The 21,913-nt window shown below is 33.0% G+C and carries 16 protein-coding genes; 14 read left to right on the top strand and 2 right to left on the bottom strand.

The features are described 5' to 3' along the window. Positions 1–2 precede the first annotated feature (2 nt). The gene (locus RMR09_RS10875) at positions 3–1,187 is read right to left on the bottom strand and encodes a cytochrome c peroxidase (protein WP_310595826.1); all 1,185 of its coding nucleotides are present in this window, start codon (positions 1,185–1,187) and stop codon (positions 3–5) included. A 279-nt stretch (positions 1,188–1,466) separates the two neighbouring features. Here RMR09_RS10875 and fabG point away from each other — a divergent pair, with 279 nt between their 5' ends. From fabG to RMR09_RS10860, 3 genes are read left to right on the top strand one after another with little or no spacing between them, the layout of a single operon-like run. Next, positions 1,467–2,213 carry a 3-oxoacyl-[acyl-carrier-protein] reductase gene (fabG, locus tag RMR09_RS10870; RefSeq protein ID WP_296682447.1) on the top strand — a complete coding sequence of 249 codons (747 nt, stop codon included), beginning with the start codon at positions 1,467–1,469 and terminating at the stop codon, positions 2,211–2,213. Between the two features lie 49 nt (positions 2,214–2,262). Beyond that, the gene (locus tag RMR09_RS10865) at positions 2,263–4,290 is read left to right on the top strand and encodes a hypothetical protein (RefSeq protein ID WP_310595825.1); all 2,028 of its coding nucleotides are present in this window, start codon (positions 2,263–2,265) and stop codon (positions 4,288–4,290) included. A gap of 43 nt (positions 4,291–4,333) precedes the next feature. Further along, positions 4,334–5,338 carry a zinc dependent phospholipase C family protein gene (locus RMR09_RS10860; protein ID WP_310595824.1) on the top strand — a complete coding sequence of 335 codons (1,005 nt, stop codon included), beginning with the start codon at positions 4,334–4,336 and terminating at the stop codon, positions 5,336–5,338. Between the two features lie 41 nt (positions 5,339–5,379). On the opposite strand, the gene RMR09_RS10855 is transcribed toward RMR09_RS10860, so the two are convergent. Beyond that, a complete protein-coding gene (locus RMR09_RS10855) occupies positions 5,380–7,476 on the bottom strand; it encodes an LTA synthase family protein (protein WP_310595823.1) in 2,097 nt (698 codons plus the stop codon). 188 nt (positions 7,477–7,664) lie between these two features. Between RMR09_RS10855 and RMR09_RS10850 the strand changes: the two genes are divergently transcribed. The 11 genes from RMR09_RS10850 to pckA all read left to right on the top strand — a co-directional run bounded on the left by RMR09_RS10850 (position 7,665) and on the right by pckA (position 21,828). Beyond that, positions 7,665–8,102 (top strand): thioredoxin family protein, encoded by a 438-nt coding sequence (locus tag RMR09_RS10850; RefSeq protein WP_310595822.1) that lies wholly within the window; start codon positions 7,665–7,667, stop codon positions 8,100–8,102. After that, entirely contained in the window at positions 8,099–9,085 is a 987-nt protein-coding gene (locus RMR09_RS10845) for an FAD:protein FMN transferase (RefSeq protein ID WP_310595821.1), read from the top strand. The genes RMR09_RS10850 and RMR09_RS10845 overlap by 4 nt, the downstream gene beginning before the upstream one ends. 16 nt (positions 9,086–9,101) lie before the next feature. Further along, entirely contained in the window at positions 9,102–9,314 is a 213-nt protein-coding gene (locus RMR09_RS10840) for a DUF4266 domain-containing protein (protein WP_310595820.1), read from the top strand. An 11-nt stretch (positions 9,315–9,325) separates the two neighbouring features. Then, positions 9,326–10,774, top strand: coding sequence for a DUF3570 domain-containing protein (locus tag RMR09_RS10835; protein ID WP_310595819.1), 1,449 nt, complete (start codon positions 9,326–9,328; stop codon positions 10,772–10,774). 11 nt (positions 10,775–10,785) lie between these two features. After that, positions 10,786–11,448 carry a response regulator transcription factor gene (locus RMR09_RS10830; RefSeq protein WP_310595818.1) on the top strand — a complete coding sequence of 221 codons (663 nt, stop codon included), beginning with the start codon at positions 10,786–10,788 and terminating at the stop codon, positions 11,446–11,448. 3 nt (positions 11,449–11,451) lie between these two features. Then, on the top strand, positions 11,452–12,831 hold the full coding sequence (locus tag RMR09_RS10825; protein WP_310595817.1) for a HAMP domain-containing sensor histidine kinase: 1,380 nt from the start codon (positions 11,452–11,454) through the stop codon (positions 12,829–12,831). A 72-nt stretch (positions 12,832–12,903) separates the two neighbouring features. Further along, positions 12,904–17,238 carry a CusA/CzcA family heavy metal efflux RND transporter gene (locus RMR09_RS10820; RefSeq protein WP_310595816.1) on the top strand — a complete coding sequence of 1,445 codons (4,335 nt, stop codon included), beginning with the start codon at positions 12,904–12,906 and terminating at the stop codon, positions 17,236–17,238. Positions 17,239–17,248: 10 nt separating this feature from the next. Continuing rightward, positions 17,249–18,367 (top strand): efflux RND transporter periplasmic adaptor subunit, encoded by a 1,119-nt coding sequence (locus tag RMR09_RS10815; protein ID WP_310595815.1) that lies wholly within the window; start codon positions 17,249–17,251, stop codon positions 18,365–18,367. Positions 18,368–18,373: 6 nt separating this feature from the next. After that, the gene (locus RMR09_RS10810) at positions 18,374–19,492 is read left to right on the top strand and encodes a VIT1/CCC1 transporter family protein (RefSeq protein WP_310595814.1); all 1,119 of its coding nucleotides are present in this window, start codon (positions 18,374–18,376) and stop codon (positions 19,490–19,492) included. Between the two features lie 23 nt (positions 19,493–19,515). Beyond that, complete coding sequence (locus RMR09_RS10805) at positions 19,516–20,007, top strand: DUF2231 domain-containing protein (protein WP_310595813.1); 492 nt, start codon at positions 19,516–19,518, stop codon at positions 20,005–20,007. Between the two features lie 213 nt (positions 20,008–20,220). Further along, complete coding sequence (pckA, locus tag RMR09_RS10800; protein WP_310595812.1) at positions 20,221–21,828, top strand: phosphoenolpyruvate carboxykinase (ATP); 1,608 nt, start codon at positions 20,221–20,223, stop codon at positions 21,826–21,828. Positions 21,829–21,913: the final 85 nt, after the last annotated feature.

Below are 21,913 nucleotides of genomic sequence, written 5' to 3'. Positions count from 1 at the left end.
TTTTATTTAAATGGGCTAGACCATTTAGGGTCAGTATACACATTAGTTCCTGTGAGGGTTTTTATAAAAGCAATTAAAGCAGTCACTTCAGTTGCATTTATATTCAATTGTTGCCCAAATCCACTGGGTGTCAATCTTGGATCTAAATTAGTATTTCTAGGAGCAATGGTAATGGTTCCGTAATGACCTATTACATTTTGTAAAGTAGCAAAGCTCCCCGTATGCATCATTGGACCATTTGGAGTTCCATTGGCGTTTAGCAAATCTCTTAAAGAAGGCGCTTTGGTATTCGTAATGTCAATTCCTGTTCCGTTAAGTACACCAATTACTCCATTATTTTTAGTATTAGGGTCAATATCAAATTCAGGTGGTGCGTGACATCCTGCACAACCAAAACCTCCTGAAATTCTAACTCCTGAAGTATCAAAAACAGGAGGTGTTAAAAATAAATTCTTTCCTTGATTTTCTTGAGCAGTAAAATTAGAGAATGGTTGATTGTCATTTTGAACGGCAGCTCTTCCTATATCATATTTTGAATCAAAAGATTGAATACTTCGGATAAATTGAGCTAAAGCATTCTGCAATTTTGTTTCTGTTATTTCTTCTGAACCATAAACGTACTTAAATAACTCTTTGTAATATCCGATTGCTTGCAGTTTAGTAATCAAAGTAGTGATTGAACCGTCTCCACTTGTGCCACTAAATCCCATTTCAATGTGGTTTTGAATGGGTTGTGATGTCTGAGCTTCTAAAGTCGTGGCTCTTTCATCCCAGAAAAATTTAGTTTCATTTGAAAATCGAGAATTAACTAATCGCATAGCGTGTCTAGTCGTTGTTCCATTAACACCATCACTTGCATCTGTATCATCACCAAAAGCATTGGCTTGAATATGACAAGATGCACAAGAAATAGTGTTGTTTGACGATAAATTCTTATCATAAAACAATACTCTGCCTAATGTTGCCCCTTTATCTGTAATAGGGTTTCCAGCCGTGTTATCTTTTGTAATGTAGGCTGGCTTACTTTGATTTGCATAATTGCTTAAATTATTTAAATCTATTTTGCCTGAAAAGGCAGCAATTACGTTGGGGTAAGTTTCCGTTGGGGTTGAAACACTATCACTGCTGCTACAAGAAAAAATGGTAAAAGCAATTGAAAATGTTATAAAAGAAGTTAATTTCTTCATAGTTTTAGGTTTAGGTTAATTTGGGATTTATTTTAAAAACGGAAAAGTATCTATTTAATTATATAAAAGTAAAATAGATTCTCAATTTTAATAAATAATTATGATTAAAATTAAATTTCGTAATCATTTATTTTTGACTATTATAACTTTTAAATTGAATTTGGGCTTTTTTTCAAACCACAATTATTCCTATATTTGAAAACTGATATTTATCCTTGTTAGTAAGGATAAGAATTCAATATTATTACAATTGAATCACAACACTATTTAGTTTATACTATGAAATTATTAGAAGGAAAAGTGGCTATCATTACTGGTGCCAGCCGTGGAATCGGTAAAGGAGTTGCAGAAGTATTTGCACAACACGGAGCAAATATTGCATTTACATACAGTTCATCTGTAGAATCTGCTTTAGCATTAGAAAATGAATTGAATGCAATGGGTATTAAAGCCAAAGGCTACCAATCCAATGCAGCCGATTTCAATGAAGCGCAAGCTTTTGTTGATGCCGTGATTGAAGAATTTGGAACAGTTGACATTCTAATCAATAATGCTGGAATCACAAAAGATAATTTGTTAATGCGTATGTCAGAGGCTGATTACGATCAAGTAATTGATGTGAACTTAAAGTCGGTTTTCAACATGACTAAAGCTACTCAAAAAACTTTCTTAAAACAACGCTCAGGTTCTATTATCAATATGAGTAGTGTGGTAGGAGTGAAGGGAAATGCGGGTCAAGCCAATTATGCTGCTTCTAAAGCGGGTGTGATTGGATTTACTAAATCTATTGCATTAGAATTAGGTTCAAGAAATATTCGTTGTAATGCTATTGCACCAGGGTTTATCGAAACTGAGATGACAGCTAAATTAAGTCCAGAAGTAGTTCAAGGATGGAGAGACGGAATTCCGTTGAAACGCGGTGGAACTACAGATGATGTAGCTAACGCTTGTCTTTTCTTCGCTTCAGATATGAGTGCTTTCGTAACAGGTCAAGTACTTAACGTTTGTGGTGGAATGCTAACATAACGGTTTGCTAATAGTTTGATTTTTGTATTCAAACTAAATCTAAAATATAATGAACACCAACACAATCTTGTTACTGATTCTTTCTGTTTTGATTGCTGCGGGTTTCGCTTATTTTCATTATTTATATAAAGCTAAAAACAAATCCAATCTGAATTTGTTTTTGGCTTTTTTACGTTTTTTGGCTTTATTTAGTATTTTTCTATTACTGATAAACCCAACTATAACAAGTAATACGCTCGAAATCCAGAAGACACCTTTAGTAGTGGTGATGGATAATTCAAGTTCGATTCCTTTTTTAAAATCAGATAAAACAGCCAACGAATTCTATCAGAAGATAGTTTCTAACACTGATCTACAAGAGAAATTTGATATTCAATCCTATCAATTTGATACCGACTTCCTACCATCAAAAAGTTTTACTTTTAAGGGCAAGCAAAGCCATATAGATGCAGTTGCCAAAGGATTACAAACCACATTCAAAAATAAAACGTTTCCCACAGTGTTACTTACCGATGGTAATCAAACAACAGGCAATGATTATGTGTATAGTTTTAATGCTGCTAACAAAGTTTATCCAGTAATATTAGGAGACACTACGCAAGTATTTGATTTAAAAATCAATCAACTTAATGTAAATCAGTATGTTTTTCATAAAAATAAATTCCCTGTTGAAGGATTTATTCAATATTCGGGAACACAACCAATAACCGCTAATTTTATCATTTCAGAAGGGAAATCTATCCTTGTACAACAACCTATTTCTTTATCTACCCAAAAAAGAATAGCCGTTGTTCAATTGGTTTTGCCTGCTAATAAATTAGGGTTACAGGTTTTAAAAGCGCAAATTACTTCTCCAAAAGAAGAGAAAAATAAATTCAATAACAGTAAAAATTTTGCTGTTGAAGTGCTGAATCAAAAGACCAATATTGCAATTATTTCGTCTTTAAATCATCCTGATATTGGAGCTTTGAAACGAAGTATCGAATCTAATGTACAACGTAAGGTTAGTGTATTTAAACCTAACACAATAAGTGATTTAAGAAAATACAATGTTGTTATTTTTTACCAACCTAATTCCACTTTTAAAGCTGCTTTTGAGGCTTCAAAATCACTAGGTTTAAATGCTTTTATTATTACTGGAACAGCCACAGATTATTCGTTTTTGAATCAACAACAAACTGATTTGCAATTTAAAATGGGAAATCAAACAGAAGACTATTTTGCGGGTTTCAATTCGCAATTTAATGTATTCGCCTTAGACAATATCGGATTTGAATCTTTTCCGCCATTGCAAAATAATTTTGGAACAATTTCTTCGAGGGGAAATGTTTCCGTTTTACTTTCTTCTACAATTAGAGGAATTGACACTCAATCACCTTTGCTTGCTTTTACTGAAAATCAAGGTAAAAGAACGGCTTTTTTATTAGGAGAAAACAGCTGGAAATGGCGTTCACAGAGTTTTGTCGACCATCAATCTTTTGAAAAATATGATATTTTTATAGATAAAATTATTCAGTTTTTAGCCTCTAATCCAACTAAGAAACCATTAGTGGTGGAACATGAATTGGTGTATAATTCAGGGGATAAAATTGAAATTAATGCCCAGTATTTTAATAAAAACTTTGAGTTTGATGAAAAGGCCCGCTTGAATATAGCTATCATAAACAAACAAACTAAAGCAGTTACAAATTTTGATTTGTTAAAAGGAAGTAATTCGTATAAAGTTAATCTTGACGGACTACCAGCAGGAAAATATAATTTTACGGTTACAGAACTAAACTCAAAAGAACAGTATTCCAATTATTTTGAAATTTTAGATTTTGATATTGAAAAGCAATTTGTAAACCCAAATTTTCAAAAGCTACAACAATTGGCAACTCAAACTCAAGGAAAAGTCTATCTACCTAATCAAAGTGCTGATTTGATCCAACAACTATTAAAAAATGAGGACTACAAAGCAATTCAAAAAAATGTAATTACTCAAAATGCATTAATCGATTGGTCTTATTTATTGGTGATCATTGCATTTTTACTGACTACGGAATGGTTGGTTAGAAAATACAATGGATTATTATAGATATTCTTATTAATGAATATATTTACACTCTAAACTTACTATTATGAATTTAAACGTTAAAAAACCAATCGTGCTTTTTACAGCAGTTACTGTTGTATCATTTATTGCTATTTCATGGGGACCTTTTGGTCATGAACGTATTAACAAAGCTGCTGTTTTGGCACTTCCAGAACCAGTGCGTACTTTTTTTTACAATCATATTGATTTTGTTACACAAGAATCTACAGTACCCGATTTGAGAAAATATACTTTGAGAGACAATTCAGAAAAACCACGTCATTTTATTGATTTAGAAAATTACGGTGCTGCGGATACTGTTCCCAGAACTTCAGAATTAGCGAAGAAAAAATACGATGAGAAATTCTTATCTAGCAATGGAATTTTACCTTGGTACATTCAAGATGTAATGGCAAAGTTAACCAAAGCGTTTAAGGACAAACGCAAAACTGAAATCTTGTTTTTGGCTGCTGATTTAGGACATTACATAGGTGATGCACACATGCCCTTACATACTGCGGTTAATCACGACGGGCTATTGACTAATCAAAAAGGAATTCATGCTTTATGGGAAGCGCGTATTCCTGAAATGTTTGGTAAAGACTATAATTTGCACACAGAAGGCGCCACCTATATTTCAAATATTGAAGAAACAACTTGGGGAATTATCAATGATTCTCATAGTTTGATTGCGCCATTGTTATTGGCAGATAAAAATTTAAGAGATGCTGTAGGGGTGGATAAAATGTATAATTTGGATGCCAAAGGTACTATTGCAAGAAACAAGTTTAACGATCTTATTCATACCGATGAATATGTTAAAAAATACAATCAGGCTTTGAACGGAATGGTAGAAAAACAATTACGAAAAGCAATTGTGATGACTTCAAGTTACTGGTACACTGCATGGGTTAACGCTGGTAAACCTGACTTATCAGGTTTAGATACTCCTGATCAAACAGAACGAAATAAAGAAAACTTGAAATCCGATTTAAAACTTTGGAACCAAGGCAAATTATTTGGTTTAGAAAGCGAAAAAGATTTCGATTAATTTCAAAAAAAGGGGCTATTCTAAATAGCCCCTTTTTTTATTTAGTTTTTCTGGTATTTCTTTTTCTTCAACATATCCGAAGCTGTTTGATAATATGAAACAGTTTCTTTCACTAAGTCGGTTCTTTCTTTTTTTAACAAGACTTGATCATAATACAATTGAAATTCAGGAGTCATTTTTTGATCTGGTTTTAAACTCAATTGGAATTGTTTGACTTGTTGTTTTGGCGAAATAATAGTCAATACATCGTCTTTTATCAACCCTAAATCTTGGTAAGTAGCTATCAATGCTCTTGGTTTATAATCCGCCTTTAAAACGTCTTGCCCGTAAAATTTGCTTTTATAATTGAAATTCAACAAGCCCATTACAGTAGGCATCACATCAATTTGCGACATCAATTGAGTATATTTCTGTGGTGCAATAAATCCTGGGCTATAGACCAAAGCTGGTATCCTGTATTTATCTAACGGCAATTCTGTTTTTCCTGCACTTGAGGCACAATGATCCGCCACAATTACAAAAACAGTATTCTTGAACCAAGTTTGCTTTTTAGCCATTTCAAAAAACTGTTTCAAAGCATAATCGGTATATTTTACTCCGCCATCTCTAGACTTGGCATCGCCAGGAATATCAATTTTATTATTAGGATAAGTAAAAGGTCTGTGATTACTTACCGTCATCCAATGATTAAAGAAGGGTTTGCCAGTTTGTGCTTCTTCATTCATTACTTTAATGGCTTTGTTAGCCATATCTTCATCACAAACTCCCCAAACATTAGCAAAGGTAATTTCGTTTGGACTCAAGGTTTTTTTATCGACAATAGCATACCCATTTCCAGAGAAAAAATCTTCCATATTATCAAAAAAGGCATCTCCACCATACAAGTATTTCACATTGTAACCTTTTTGTTTGAAAACATTTCCAGCTGAAAATTTATTCTTGTTGTCTTTTCGTTTTACTACACTTTCTCCCGCAGTAGGAGGAAAACAAAGCGTTACAGCTTCTAGTCCGCGAACTGTTCTATTTCCAACAGCATATAGATTAGTAAACTGCAAACTTTGATTGGCCAACTCATCTAAAAACGGAGTGATATTGTTTTCATTCCCATAGGCTTTCATGAAATCAGCACTATAACTTTCAAGGGTGATTAAAACTACATTTTTATGATTTTCTTGCGCTTGTCCTTTTATTGCTCGTAAAGTAGATTCGTCTGAAATTCCAGGGATTTGCTCTTGCAAAGTAGCATAGGCTTCTTGAGTTGGAATGGTTTTATAAAATTTAAAGTAATCCAATTCGCTATGAATAAAAGCCAAATAGAATTTATACACACCGTTAGATTGCAATTCATTCGTAAAAATATTTTGAGAGTTTTCTTTGGCAGCCAAATAAGGTATGGTGACCAAGGAGAATACCAACATACCAATATACATTCCTGAAATTTTGATTTTTTCAGTAAAGGAAGGAATTGACTCTATGTAGTTTTTAGAACGTTTTACAATGAAATAGGTAATTGTACCTGAGATTACAAAAAGAGTTGTGAATATAGGGATCACAGGATACGATTGCATGATATTTCCAATCACTTCATTGGTGTAAACCAAATAATTTACAGCAATAAAATTGTATTTTACACCAAATTCATTCCAAAAGAAAAACTCACTAATGGCATTTTGAAGTATCAAAGTCACAAATAGAAAAACAACAAACGAGAACAACCAAAAACGGATGGTATCTCTATATTTTGGAAGGAATAATAATAGTCCAAATAACAAAGTTTTGAGTCCGATGAATGCCATACCAATCTCGGGTAAAGCACCTCCGTATTCGTTTAAAATAGTATTTCCGAAAGTCACATATAAAAACAAACTAACTAATAGTCCAAAAACAATATAACCAGTTGGTTTTAGGTATTTCGAGTTGGATATAAAAATCAAATACAACCACAAAAACCCACTCAAAACCGTAAAAACTAAACAATCTGAAAGGATACCAAAAGTAAATATTTTGATTGTGTCTAGGCTAGAAAAAGAGGCCTGAGTAATGGGATGAAATAACAATACTATTCTAAGTATTAAACTTACAAGTATATAAAACAACGTAAGATTATAAAAAGGAGATAGTTTTTTTAGTACAGACATAGTGAAAATATTTTTGCAAAAATAAGCAATTTGAAACAATAAAATAGGGATAGTAAATAGAGCAATAATATAACCTATTTAGAGTTATTTGTTAATCAACCTTAATTTTAACTTAAAAATAGAATTCCTATAAATTATATAATTCTAATTTCGATTACATTTACGTTCAGAATTAATTATACTACCAAATGAAAAAAACATTTTTATTCTTTTTCCTATTGATTTCGACTTTAAGCTTTTCTCAAAATTGGAAAACTAATTTTGAAGATGCGAAAGTTCAAGCCGCAACTGAAAACAAAAACATAGTATTGGTTTTTTCTGGATCTGATTGGTGCGGACCTTGTATCAAATTAGACAAAAACATTTGGCAATCAGATGCTTTTAAAAAAGAAAGTGCGAAAAAATGGGTTTTAGTTCGCGCTGATTTCCCAAAGAAGAAAGCCAATCAACTTTCAGATGAATTGACTTCAAGCAATAAAAAACTTGCTGAAAAATACAATAAAGAAGGAAATTTTCCTTTAGTAGTTGTAGTAGACAGCAACGGAAAAGTTATTGGTAAAACGGGGTATGCTAATGTAGAACCCGAAGATTATATAACCATCTTACATGGATTAGAAAAGAAATGAAAAAAATACTTCTCTTCTTTATTTTAGTTTCAATTTCCTCTTTTGGACAGATTATCCATAAGAGGAAATTGATTTTACTGACAAGTCCCTTCGAAATGACTGTTGTCGCTAAAGATACTGTAGAGGCCAATCAATATATCGATTTGGCAATAGCCGAAGTAAAAAGAGTGGAAAATTTAGTTTCTGATTGGAAACCAGAAACTCAAATTTCACATGTGAATCAAAATGCGGGGATTCAACCTGTAAAAGTAGATGACGAGGTATTTCAATTAGTAAAAAGGTCAATTAAAATCTCCAAGCTAACTGATGGTGCATTTGACATTTCGTATGCCTCTATGGATAAAATCTGGAAATTTGATGGGTCAATGAAAGAAATGCCTACTGCTGAAGCAATCAAAAAATCAGTTGAAAAAGTGGGCTTCCAAAAAATAATTTTGGACGAAAAAGAGAAAACTATTTTTTTAAGAGACAAAGGAATGAAATTAGGTTTGGGTGGAATTGCTCAAAGTTTTATAGCTGATAATATTAGGGATTTATTGAAAAGTAAGGGGTGTACTTCTGGAATTGCTAATGTATCAGGAGATATTGCTGCTTGGGGAAAACAACCAGATGGTAAACCTTGGACGATTGGGATTATCAATCCAATGAATAAAAATAAAATTTTCGCTACTTTTCCGTTAGTAGACAGCTCAGTTGAAACATCAGGAACGTATGAGAAATATGTAGTTTTTGACGGCATTCAATACAGCCATATTATCAATCCCAAAACAGGCTATCCGGCACAAGGAATTGTGAGTGTTACTGTATTTGCAAAACAAACTGAAATTGCCGATGGTTTAGCCAAAGGGGTATTTTTGTTTGGAGTGGAAGCGGGGTTAAATTTGGTCAATCAACTCAAAGGAATTGAGTGTATAATAGTTGACAGCAAAGGTAAAATCTATTCGTCAAAAGGAATTGATATAAAAAAAATGAGTTTAAATTAAAAAACAGCCCTATACTATGAAACAGAAATTAGTAGTGTTATTTTTTATTCTTATAGGATTACAATCGTGTAATACCGTTAAAGAATACGAAAAACAAAAAATAAATGATCCCGATATGAAACTTTCGGCACGTACTAATGAGAAATTTGAAAACACGTTTCAAGTCTATCGTGAAGCTGCTGCAGGTGCTAATGGTGGAAAATCAGGTGGAGGCTGCGGCTGTAATTAATTTATAATACAATGAAAAGAATAATAGTTATAGTAAGCTTAGTAATTAGTACACTATCTTTTGCGCAAAAGAAAGATTCTACAGCTGTGTTTAAAAAACGTGTACTCGAAACTACTGAAGTAGATTTTATTTCCAGTTATTATAATCAGGATGGCTCACACGCTGCTGTATCTGGAGGTATTGGAACAGAAAAATTAAGTGATTTTGCCTCAAATATCATTGTAGCAGCACCTCTAAATGATGATGATGTGCTGACTTTTGATGTAGGAATCTCTGCTTATACTTCGGCTTCGTCAAGTAATGTTAATCCATTTAATTCGCATACTACTTCAACTTATACTTCGACCGGTGCGTCGGGTAGAGGGGGGTCGATTTCTACGTCAAGTTCTCCTCCAGATGGAACACCGTGGCAGTCTTCAACAGGAGCATCAGGCCAAGGGGCTTTGTATGCGTTGAATGCTAATTATAGTCATAGTTCAGACGATAGAAATTTTATGTGGAATAGTGATGTTTCTCTTTCGACTGAGTTTAACTACAATTCTTTTGGTTTTGGAGGGGGAATTACCAAATTATTTAATGATAAAAATTCAGAAATATCAGTTAAGTCTAATATTTACTTAGATAATTGGAAAATAATTTATCCGACTGAATTACATCAATACGATACTTATGGTGCTAGCTTTTTAACTTCAGGCTACTTTACTGGTGTAACTGTTCTGGATCAAAATGGAGCTGCTTCAAGAGCTTATTTACCAAGCAATTTTAAACCTTGGGACTCTACAGCCCGAAATTCATATTCAGCTTCGGTTAGTTTTAGTCAAGTTGTTAATACTAGATCACAACTTTCTGTTTTCTTTGATGTTTTACAACAACAAGGACAACTTTCTACGCCATACCAAAGAGTTTATTTTGCCGATAAAGCCAATTATTACATCGGACAAGCAAAATATATTCCCAACTATACCAATTCATCTAATATAGCGGTGTACCAATTAGCAGATGATATTGAAAGAATGCCTAACAGCCGTTTTAAATTGCCTTTAGGATTGCGTTGGAATTATTATTTCAATGAAAAATTGACTATGAGAACGTATTACCGCTATTATTGGGACAATTGGGGGCTTCGTTCTCAAACAGCCAGTTTAGAAATTCCTTTTAAAATCTCAGATAGTTTTACAGTGTATCCAATGTACCGTTATTATGTTCAAAATGCAGTGAAGTATTTTGCTCCTTATGAACAACATGTATCAACGGAACAATATTATACTTCAGATTATGATTTGTCACCGTTTACAGCTAATCAATACGGTTTTGGATTTAATTATACTGATATTTTTGAATCTACAACATTCTTTGGATTGGGAATTAAAAATGTAGATTTTAGATTCAATCACTATTCTAGAACTGATGGTTTAAGTGCTAATATTGCCACTTTTGGAATTAAATTCGTAGCTCCTTAAAAAGGTCACCTATGCGCATACTACTAGTAGAAGACGAAGCTGGAATCGTTCAATTCTTACAACAAGGATTGGAGGAAGAAGGCTATAGTGTTACTACAGCAGCTAATGGTGAATTAGGGTTGCAACTCCTTTTAAATGAAAGTTTTGATTTGGTTTTATTAGATTGGATGTTGCCCCAAAAAACGGGACTAGAAATATGCAAAAGCTTTCGGGAGAAAGATAAAACTACGCCTATTATTTTTTTAACAGCTAAAGATACTGTTCAAGAAACCATTGAAGGACTTCAGGCTGGAGCCAATGATTACATCAAAAAACCATTTAGTTTTGACGAATTAGTGGAAAGAATCAAAATTCACTTTCGGAATCTTGAAACGAATTCAATACTTCAATTGGGACCAATTGAAATTGATTTAAATAAACATATTGTTTCGTCGTACAAAAAAGAGATTAATTTAACCCATCGTGAATTCGAATTATTACATTACTTAGTTAAAAATAAAGGAAAAGTATGTACGCGAACTCAAATTATCGAAGATGTTTGGGACATTCATTTTGATTATGATACAGGTGTAATTGATGTTTTTATGAATGCTATTCGCAAAAAACTAAATTTAAAAAAAGAAGACGACTATATTAAAACCATTAGGGGTGTAGGTTATATTACTAACGACTAATTCATGCAACAACTCTCTTTTCGAAATAGAATTGCTTCCTATTATATAATCACAACGGCATTATTGATTTGCGCTGTGTTTTGTATGATTTATGCTATTGTAAGTTTTAGTGTTTACAATCATGTCAAAGAGGATATCAATTCAGAGGTAGAAAAACATTTAGAGGAAATTGAAATAAAAAACAGCCAGTTTCACTTAATTAATAAAGAAGAGTGGAGAGAACGAGAACATAATACTATTGATGTAAATCCTGTTTTTGTACAATTTATTGATCAAAATAAAAATATTAAAGAAAAATCGCCTAATCTTAAAAACTTAGAATTAAAATTTAATGCTCAATCTACGCCCTACCAGCTATATGATTCAAAATTAGCTCATAAATTAATTAGACAAGCACAAGCGCCTATTCGTGAAAATGGTAAAATTGTTGGCTATCTTATCGTAGCCCTGTCGTTAGAGGCTCCTAATTTATTGCTTCACGATTTGTCTGAAGCACTTTTGATTTCATACCCCATAATTCTATTAGTTTTATTCCTAATTGCCCGCTTGATTGCCGGAAGAAGTATTAAACCTATTAGTTCCATAATGGCGACTTCAAATGCCATTACAAAAGATAATTTAAAGTCCCGAATTCCGTTACCTAAGACTCGGGATGAATTGTACATTTTATCAGAAACGATTAATAATTTACTGGATCGTTTAGAAACCGCTATTGAACGTGAAAAACAATTTACATCAGATGCTTCTCATGAACTGCGTACTCCTTTAACAGTTATCAAAGGAACTTTGGAAGTTTTGATTCGAAAACCTAGGACTACTACAGAATACGAAGAGAAAATCAACTTTTGTGTAACTGAAGTAAACCGACTCAATCATTTAGTTGATCAATTGTTATTATTGGCTCGATATGAAAATGAAAAGCAATCGTTAAAAATAGAATCGGTTAATTTGAGTAGATTACTTATTGAAACTATTGATAGACAATCGTTTTTAATTGATTCTAAAAATATCCAAATTTCAAATCAGATTGAAGATAATGTACTTTGTGAATCTGACCATCATTTATTGCCCATAATTATTACCAATATAATTTCTAATGCATTAAAATATTCTAACGAAAACGGAGTGGTTGAAATTCAACTTAAGAAGAGTAATAATAGAATAGAATGTGTTATTTCCGATTCTGGAATTGGTATTTCGGAAGAAGATTTAGATAAAATTTTCCATCCTTTCTTTAGAACTAAAGCAGCAAATCAGGCACATATTAAAGGAATGGGATTAGGCCTATCAATTGTACAACGATTATGTACTTTACTTACAATTGATTTAAAAGTAATTAGTACTGAAAATATAGGTACTCGAGTATATTTATTTTTCAGTTGAATGCTAAGTAATTCTTAAGATTTAACTTATATTTATATATTACATTTGTGATATTAAATTTTAAGATAAAAAATGTTAGAAAAAATTATAGCTTTTAGTCTAAAAAATAAACTTATTATTTTACTCTTTACACTTGGTGTATTTGGTTTTGGAATATTTTCTATATTCCAAATTTCAATTGGAGCCGTTCCTGATGTGACCAATAATCAAGTCCAAGTGATTACTACTTCACGTAATCTTTCAACTCAAGATATAGAGCAATTTATTACCTATCCCGTAGAAATCGAAATGGCCAATTTACCAGGCGTAAAAGAAATTCGTTCGATTTCAAAATTCGGATTATCAGTAGTAACCATAGTTTTTGATGATAATTTAGGCACCTATTTACCGAGACAATTAATTGCTGAGAAAATAAAATCAGCTTCTGAAAAAATACCCGATGGTTTTGGAACTCCAGAAATGGGACCAATTACAACCGGTTTAGGAGAAATTTATCAATATACTTTAGAAGTACAACCCGAGTTCAAGCACAATTATTCTGTTGCGGATTTAAGAACTATACAAGATTGGGTAGTGAAACGACAATTGTCTGGAATCAAAGGAGTAGTAGAAATCAATACCTGGGGAGGTTATTTGAAACAATACGAAATTGCAATTAGTCCTGCTAGTCTAAAAGCGATGAATATCACCATGTCGGAGGTGTTTTCTGCCTTAGAAAAAAATAACAGCATCGCCGGTGGTGCCTATATTGAAAAAGTAAATCAAAGCTATTTCATTCGTGGAGAAGGAAAAGTGAAGTCTTTGGAAGACATCGAGAATATCGTAGTCAAAAACAACAATGGCATGCCCGTGTATGTTAAAAATATTGCAACGGTGCAATTTGGTCATGCTAACCGTTTCGGCGCTATTACCGGTAATGGAGAAGGCGAAAAAGTGTTAGGACAAGTAATGATGCTAAAAGGAGGTAATTCCAAACAAGTGATTACTGATGTTAAAAATCGTGTAGCCGAAATACAAAAACATTTGCCTGAAGGGGTTTATATCAACGGATTCTTAGAGCGAAGCGAATTGGTTGGAAAAACCACTTTTACGGTGGCAGAAAACTTAATTTTAGGTTGTCTTATCGTCATTTTTGTGGTGGTTTTATTATTAGGAAACTGGCGTTCAGGCTTGGTGGTAGCTTCAGTTATTCCGCTTTGTTTACTATTTGCCATTTCTTTTATGAATATTTTTGGCATTGATGCCAATTTAATGAGTTTAGGCGCCATAGATTTTGGAATCATTATCGATGGAGCTGTTATTATTGTAGAATTTATTGCTTTCCAGATAGCACATAAATCCGCTCATTTGGCTTTATTAGCCAAAGAAGAACAACAAGTAGAAATTGATCAAATTACGTTTAAAAGTGCTTCAAAAATGATGAACTCGGCTGTATTTGGTCAGTTGATTATTTTAATCGTTTTCATTCCTATTTTATCGTTATCAGGAATCGAAGGTAAAATGTTCAAACCTATGGCAATGACTTTTAGTTTTGCCTTGCTAGGTGCGATGCTTTTCTGTTTTACCTATGTGCCTGTGGTGGCTTCTTTATTTTTAAAACCCAAAGAAGAAAATCCAAATTCTTTTTCGCACAAATTGATACAGAAATTGAATTCGTGGTATATCCCAATCATCACTTGGTCTTTGGCAAACACTAAGAAAGTATTGTATGGTGCTTTTGGTTTGTTAGTTTTTGCAATAGTATTGTTTAGTACTATGGGAGGAGAATTTATTCCGACCTTAGACGAGGGTGATTTTGTAATTCAGCCTGTTTTAAAAACAGGAACTTCCTTGACTAAAACGATAGCAACTACGACCAAGATAGAAAAAATCATCTTGAAAAATTTCCCAGAAGTTACGCAAGTTGTCAGTAGAATAGGAGCTGCTGAAGTCCCTACAGACCCAATGTCTATGGAAGAAAGCGATGTTATTGTTAAATTAAAACCCAAATCAGAATGGGTTTCAGCTGAATCGAAAGACGAATTAGCTGATAAAATCAAATCGTCTTTAGAAGCTCAAATTCCTAATATGGAAATTGAGTTTACACAGCCTATCGAAATGCGTTTTAACGAATTAGTTTCAGGGACTCGTTCGGATGTGGCAGTGAAAATATTTGGAGAAAACTTAGATGTTTTAGCACAAAAAGCACACGAAATAGAAAATGCCATTAAAAATGTGGAAGGAGCCTCGGATATTATTATCGAAAAAACAGAAGGCTTACCACAAATGGCTGTGCAATACGACCGTTCTAAAATTGCTCGTTACGGATTGAACATTGCTGATTTGAACGAAATGATTGCGCTAAGTTTTGCAGGAAAAACAGTAGGTAATGTGTTTGAGGGTGAAAAACGATTTGATATGGTGGTGCGTTTGAATGAAACGAATCGTAAGGATATTGATGATTTGAAAAACTTATATGTTTCGACACCTAATGGACTACAAATTCCGTTAAGCGAATTAGCTACTATCGAATACACACAAGGCCCAGCTAAAATTTCAAGAGACAATACCAATCGTAGAATTGTAGTAGGTATCAATGTAAGAAATCGCGATTTACAAAGTGTGGTAACCGATATTCAAAAAATTGTAACTACTAAAATTAAACTTCCTTCAGGCTACTATGTAAAATATGGCGGACAATTTGAAAATCTTCAATCTGCTAAAGCCCGCTTGTTAATTGCAGTACCAATCGCTTTATTTTTAATTTTTATCTTGTTGTATTTTGCCTTTGGTTCAATCAAAGAAGCCTTAATGGTTTACTCCGCAATTCCGTTATCTGCCGTAGGTGGTATATTGTTTTTATGGATTCGTGATTTGCCTTTCAGTATTTCGGCAGGGGTTGGATTTATAGCTCTTTTTGGAATCGCTGTTCTCAATGGAATTGTCTTAATTGAGCATTTTAAAGAATTAAAACACCACGGAATGAAAGATATGGACGAATTGATTTTAAAAGGAACTACAGATCGTTTACGTCCTGTTTTATTAACGGCTGCTGCAGCTGCTTTAGGTTTTTTACCGATGGCTATTTCATCTTCGGCAGGTGCTGAAGTGCAACGTCCATTAGCTACAGTAGTAATTGGAGGGTTATTTACGGCAACAATTTTAACGATGATTGTTTTGCCCATTTTATTTAAAGTATTTGACGGAAAAGAATTCAGAAAAGCCAAATTTAAAATGCATCATAAATCCACTTATTTAGTATTGTTTTTACTAAGTTCTACTTTTTTAATGGCACAAAATCCGCCTTTAGAACGCGAGCGAATTGTAGCATTAGCTTTAGAAAATAATAAAGAAATCAAAGCAGCACAATTGCAATTAGAAAAAACAAAGGCGACTATTCAAACGGCTTATTCATTTGATAAAACCAATGTGTATTACAATTATGACCAAAATAATTTAGCTTTAAATAACGAGCCTTTACGAGTATTTGGTGTCCAACAAAAATTTGAATTTCCAACAGTATATGGAGCCAAGAAAAAAGCATTCGAATCGGAGTATGAAAAAGAAAAAGCTAAAGTAGAATTGCAAAAAAACAAATTGACTTTGGCTGTTTCTAAAGTGTATGAGCATATTGTGTATTTGCAAAACCAAGAAAAGCGCTATGCCTACTTGGATAGTTTGTACCAAAATTTTTCTAAGGCCAGTAAGCGTCGTTTTGAATTAGGCGAAACCAATTATTTAGAAAAGATTACAGCTCAAGCTAAGTCGGGTCAAATCCAAACTAAAAAATCTCAAATTGAAAAAGATATAGTAGCGCAATATGAATTGTTAAATGCTTTAGTACAATCCGAAACTAAAGTAACAGTTTTTAATGCTCAAATGAGTCCGCTAGCTATTACATTAAGTAGTTCAGGAAAAGAATTGCACTCGGTTTATTTAGAAAGAGTTAGCGAAACCTACAAGAAACAATTAGAATTACAAAAACAACATTGGTTGCCTGATATTAATGTAGATTATTTTCAGGGTAGAAATAATGGATTATCTCAGTCTTTGTATGGTTTTCAGCTAGGAGTAGCGGTACCTATTTTATTTACGGGAACGACTTCAAAAATTAAAGTGGCTCAATTGGATTTAAAAAGTTGGGAACAACAAAAACAATACGAAGAACAAAAAATGACTCAATATCTTAGTCAAAAGGAAAATGAATTAGCCAAATACCAAGAAGCTATTAATTATTACAATCAATTTGGTCAAAAATTATCTGAAGAAATTATTAAAGTAGCTAATTTGAGTTACAAAAATGGTGAAATTGATTTCTTTCAATACATTCAAAGTTTAGAAAACGCCACGACTATTCAAGTCGATTATTTAGATACGTTGTTGCAATACAACACTACCCAATTAGAATTGTATTACCCTAATTTTTAATCTGTTGACAATGAAAAAAATATTATATACACTTGCATTAACAACTATTCTGATCAGTTGTAAAGAAACCAAAACAGAAGCAACCGCTCCCAAGGAGGACGGACTCATTCACGTTACAAAAACTCAATTCGATTCAGGCGGAATGATTATCGCTAGTCCGACAGAAGAGGATTTTGATGTTAGCATTAAAACTTCGGGAAAAATTGATGTGCCACCTCAAAATAGAGCACAAGTAACTACTTTTATTGGTGGCTATGTAAAATCTACCACTCTTTTGGTAGGGGATAAAGTTCATAAAGGTCAAGCATTGGTTACCTTAGAAAGCACTGAATTTTTAGATATTCAAAAAGACTATTTGGAAGTCGCTGAACAAATAAAGTATTTAAAATCAGAATACGAACGTCAAAAAACTTTGTTTGACGAAAAAATAAGTTCGCAAAAAAATTACCTTAAAGCAGAAAGCGATTACCGAAGAGCTAAAGGAATGTATCAAAGTTTGAGAAAGAAATTACTTTTGCTAAAAATCAATCCGGCTAACGTAGAAAAAGGAAAACTAACTTCTACAGTCACTATTACATCACCTATTTCAGGAGACATTGTGATAATGAATGCTAATGTAGGAATGTACATAGCGCCATCAGCGGTAATTTTAGAAATTGTAGATACGCAACATTTACATTTAGAATTAGCCGTTTTTGAAAAAGATATTTTGAAGGTAAAAGTGGGTCAAAAAATTAATTTTACGGTACCTGAAGCATCTAAAGAAGTGTTTCCAGCCGAAGTGCATTTAGTAGGAAAATCAATTGAAGGAAACGACAGAACTATTAATGTTCATGGTCATTTAGATGAAACTATCAAACAAAAATTACTAACAGGAATGTTTGTGGAAGCTAAAATTGTAACTAGTAGCAAAAAGGGATTAGCAATTCCTGCGGAAGCATTAGTGACCGAAAACAATAAAAATTTCGTACTTTTATTAAAGAGCAATAAAGATAACGGTTATTCATTTAAGAAAGTAGCCATTACAATTGGAGAAAAAAATAAAGATTTTATTGAAATTCTACCTAATAACGAGATTCAAGCTGCTTCTAAAATTTTGACAAAAGGAACTTTTGACATAGTTAACTAGAAAATTATGGATGTAAACAAATTAAAAAAACAATTACAAGTAGAGGTAGATACAGCTTTTTTGTATGATAGTATAGCTTCCATACAATCGGATGTGAACTTAACTCGTGTTTTACAAAGTCTAGCTGAAATAGAAAAAGGACATGCTAAACACATGTTCGAGAAAGTAGTGACTATAGAACCTAATTATTCCATGCCGGTTACATCTTACAAGGCAAAATTTCAATTGAAGGTAGGTAAGCTTTTTGGTTATAGTTCAATAATTAGCAGTTTAGCCAATATTGAAAAACAATTTGCTGTTAACACTATTAAAAATAAAATTGAACATGGAGAGAAACTAACAGGTTTTGAACACAATCATTTGCAAATTATTGAAGCGGTTAATAATAATGAAGCTTTAAATGTTTCTGGTGGTTTGTTATCTAAGTTTGAAAGCCGGCACAAATCTGTAGGAGGAAATGCGTTACGTGCTGCCGTTTTAGGTTCAAATGATGGTTTAGTTTCTAATATGAGTTTGGTTATGGGTGTGGCTGGTGCAGCAGTTTCTAATAATACCATTCTACTAACTGGAATTGCAGGATTATTAGCTGGAGCTATTTCTATGGCTTTAGGCGAATGGCTTTCTGTACAAAGTTCAAGAGAATTAAATCAACGCCAAATAGAATTAGAAACCGAAGAATTAGAAGCTTCTCCAGAGGAAGAAAAGAAAGAATTGGTATTGTTGTACCAGGCCAAAGGAATGAATGCAGTTGATGCTCAGAAACTAGCAGACAAAGCATTTGAAAGTCCAGAAACTGCAATCGATGCAATCATTGCAGAAGAATTAGGTATTGACAAAGAAGAATTGGGAGGATCTGCTTGGGAAGCTGCTATTGCTTCTTTTGTACTTTTTTCCATTGGAGCTGTTATTCCGTTGTATCCTTTTATCTTTTTAGATGGTAATAACGCAATTTTATTAAGTATTGGGAGTAGTGTAGTAGGTCTATTTGGTATTGGGGCAGCCATCACTTTGTTAACAGGTAAAAGTGTCGTGTTTTCAGGCTTTAGACAAGTAGCTTTTGGACTTGCTGCCGCAGCAGTAACTTATGGGATAGGAACTTTAATAGGAGTTTCATTAGCAGGATAATTAACTAAACTAAATTTTATATTATGAACGATGCACATTTACACATGGTGGTTAACCATTTTCCAATCATTGGAACCATTTTAGCAATTGGAATTTTAATTGCCGGATTAATTTTGAAAAATACCACTCTAAAAAACACTTCTTATTTCTTGTTTATTATTGCAGCTGTTTTTGGTGCTTTAAGTATGGGAACAGGTGAGGGCGCTGAAAAATTAGTAAAAGATATGCCTACTATTGGCTGGGAAATTATTCACGAACATGAGGAAATAGCCGAAAAACTGGCCTTATTACTATATGTCTTAGGTTTACTTTCAATAGTTGCATTGTATTTAAATTATAAAAAGAATACCAAAGAAAAACTAGTTTCCTTCTTTATCTTAGGAATCGGGATTGCGAGTTTATTTGTAGTTCAAAAAGTAGGTACTTCTGGAGGCGAAATTCGACATACTGAAATTAGAGAGGGTTCTCAAAATACTTCAGTCGAAAAAATAGATAAAGATCTTGATGAAAAGTAGTAGGTGCTTTTAATAGATTAGCCTTTTTATTATTGTATTTAAAAAAATAATACCAATAAATTGACACAAATGTTTTTATTGATAATTTTTGTTACAAAAGTCATAATAAGATACTATTCGTGTTATATTATTTGTAACTATATCGATTTCGTAATTTTATTTTTCTTAATTTTGAAAATATATACAATACGATTTTTTTAAATATTATTAGAGATGAGAAACATCAAAATCATTCAAGAATTACACGGTTTGGGAATAACAGGTTATCACGAAGTATCCCATAATCCATCTTATGAAGAATTATATCAAGACGAAATGTCTCATCGTAGAAAAGGCTTTGAAAAAGGTGCTTTAACGGATACAGGTGCAGTTGCAGTAAAAACAGGAATCTTTACAGGACGTTCTCCAAAAGACAGATATATTGTAAAAGACGATGTAACTAAAGATACGATTTATTGGGATGACAAAGTTAACTTTCCTACAACTCAATCGGTTTGGCGTGATTTAAAGAAATTAGTCTTAAAGCAATTATCTACTTCTCCAAAGTTATATGTTGTTGATGCTTTCTGCGGTACCAATGTCGATACAAGACTGAAAGTTCGTTTTGTTATGGAGGTTGCTTGGCAGGCTCATTTTGTAACCAATATGTTTATTCGTCCTTCAATATATGAAATAGAAAATTTTGGAGAACCTGACTTTGTGGTAATGAATGGTTCTAAAATAACCAATCCAGATTGGCAAAAACACGAACTTAATTCCGAAAATTTTGTAGTATTCAACCTTACTGAAAAAATTCAAATTATCGGAGGAACTTGGTATGGTGGCGAAATGAAAAAAGGAATGTTCTCCATGATGAACTACTATTTACCTCTAAAAGGAATGGCGTCAATGCACTGTTCTGCTAATGTAGGAGAAGAAGGAGATGTAGCGATATTCTTTGGCCTTTCTGGAACTGGAAAAACAACACTTTCGGCTGATCCTAAACGCTATTTAATTGGAGATGATGAACATGGTTGGGATGACAATGGAGTATTTAATTATGAAGGAGGATGTTATGCCAAAGTAATTGACTTGTCAGAAAAGAACGAACCCGATATTTGGAGAGCTATCAAGAGAGATGCTTTATTAGAAAATGTTATGGTAGACGAATACGGAGAAATAAATTATTATGACCATTCTATTACTGAGAATTCTAGAGTTTCGTATCCTATTTATCATATTAATAAAATTGTTTTGCCTTCCAAAGCGGGACATGCTAAAAAAATTATTTATCTATCAGCAGATGCTTTTGGAGTTTTGCCTCCCGTATCTATTTTGGATGACGACCAAGCGCAATACCATTTTTTATGTGGTTATACCTCAAAATTAGCAGGTACTGAAAGAGGAATTACGGAGCCTGTTCCTTCGTTTTCTCCTGCTTTTGGAGAAGCGTTCTTGACATTACATCCCACACGTTATTCTCAAACTTTAATTGGAAAAATGAAAGAACATGGGGCCAAAGCGTATTTAGTAAACACTGGTTGGAATGGTACCGGGAAACGTATTTCGCTAAAAAACACTAGAGCGATCATCGACGCTATTATTAGTGGTGAAATTGAAGAAGCTGAAACAAGAGCAATTCCATTTTTGAATTTAACTATTCCAACTGTTTTACCTAATGTAAGCGATGGTATTTTAGACCCAAGAGATACTTACGAAGATAAAGCAGAATGGGAGCGAAGAGCTAAAGATTTATCGGCTAGATACATCAAAAATTTCGAACAATATACCAATACTGAGGAAGGAAAACGTTTAGTAAGCGCAGGACCAAAGTTAAGTTAGGTTGTTTTAGATTTTAACAATAAGATAGTGTTAAGTTAAATTTATAATTGGGATGTTACTATATTTTGCTTTATATTTGCACTCG

Origin of the sequence: Flavobacterium sp. (assembly GCF_031537875.1) — a bacterium.
Lineage (GTDB): Bacteria > Bacteroidota > Bacteroidia > Flavobacteriales > Flavobacteriaceae > Flavobacterium.
Note: the sequence above shows the minus strand (reverse complement) of the source record. Positions and strands in the feature narration are given on the sequence as shown.

Bases quoted from the DNA above. Each gene is read 5' to 3' on its own strand.
- RMR09_RS10875 (WP_310595826.1), bottom strand. From the start codon at position 1,187: ATGAAGAAATTAACTTCTTTTATAACATTTTCAATTGCTTTTACCATT.
- fabG (WP_296682447.1), top strand. From the start codon at position 1,467: ATGAAATTATTAGAAGGAAAAGTGGCTATCATTACTGGTGCCAGCCGT.
- RMR09_RS10865 (WP_310595825.1), top strand. From the start codon at position 2,263: ATGAACACCAACACAATCTTGTTACTGATTCTTTCTGTTTTGATTGCT.
- RMR09_RS10860 (WP_310595824.1), top strand. From the start codon at position 4,334: ATGAATTTAAACGTTAAAAAACCAATCGTGCTTTTTACAGCAGTTACT.
- RMR09_RS10855 (WP_310595823.1), bottom strand. From the start codon at position 7,476: ATGTCTGTACTAAAAAAACTATCTCCTTTTTATAATCTTACGTTGTTT.
- RMR09_RS10850 (WP_310595822.1), top strand. From the start codon at position 7,665: ATGAAAAAAACATTTTTATTCTTTTTCCTATTGATTTCGACTTTAAGC.
- RMR09_RS10845 (WP_310595821.1), top strand. From the start codon at position 8,099: ATGAAAAAAATACTTCTCTTCTTTATTTTAGTTTCAATTTCCTCTTTT.
- RMR09_RS10840 (WP_310595820.1), top strand. From the start codon at position 9,102: ATGAAACAGAAATTAGTAGTGTTATTTTTTATTCTTATAGGATTACAA.
- RMR09_RS10835 (WP_310595819.1), top strand. From the start codon at position 9,326: ATGAAAAGAATAATAGTTATAGTAAGCTTAGTAATTAGTACACTATCT.
- RMR09_RS10830 (WP_310595818.1), top strand. From the start codon at position 10,786: ATGCGCATACTACTAGTAGAAGACGAAGCTGGAATCGTTCAATTCTTA.
- RMR09_RS10825 (WP_310595817.1), top strand. From the start codon at position 11,452: ATGCAACAACTCTCTTTTCGAAATAGAATTGCTTCCTATTATATAATC.
- RMR09_RS10820 (WP_310595816.1), top strand. From the start codon at position 12,904: ATGTTAGAAAAAATTATAGCTTTTAGTCTAAAAAATAAACTTATTATT.
- RMR09_RS10815 (WP_310595815.1), top strand. From the start codon at position 17,249: ATGAAAAAAATATTATATACACTTGCATTAACAACTATTCTGATCAGT.
- RMR09_RS10810 (WP_310595814.1), top strand. From the start codon at position 18,374: ATGGATGTAAACAAATTAAAAAAACAATTACAAGTAGAGGTAGATACA.
- RMR09_RS10805 (WP_310595813.1), top strand. From the start codon at position 19,516: ATGAACGATGCACATTTACACATGGTGGTTAACCATTTTCCAATCATT.
- pckA (WP_310595812.1), top strand. From the start codon at position 20,221: ATGAGAAACATCAAAATCATTCAAGAATTACACGGTTTGGGAATAACA.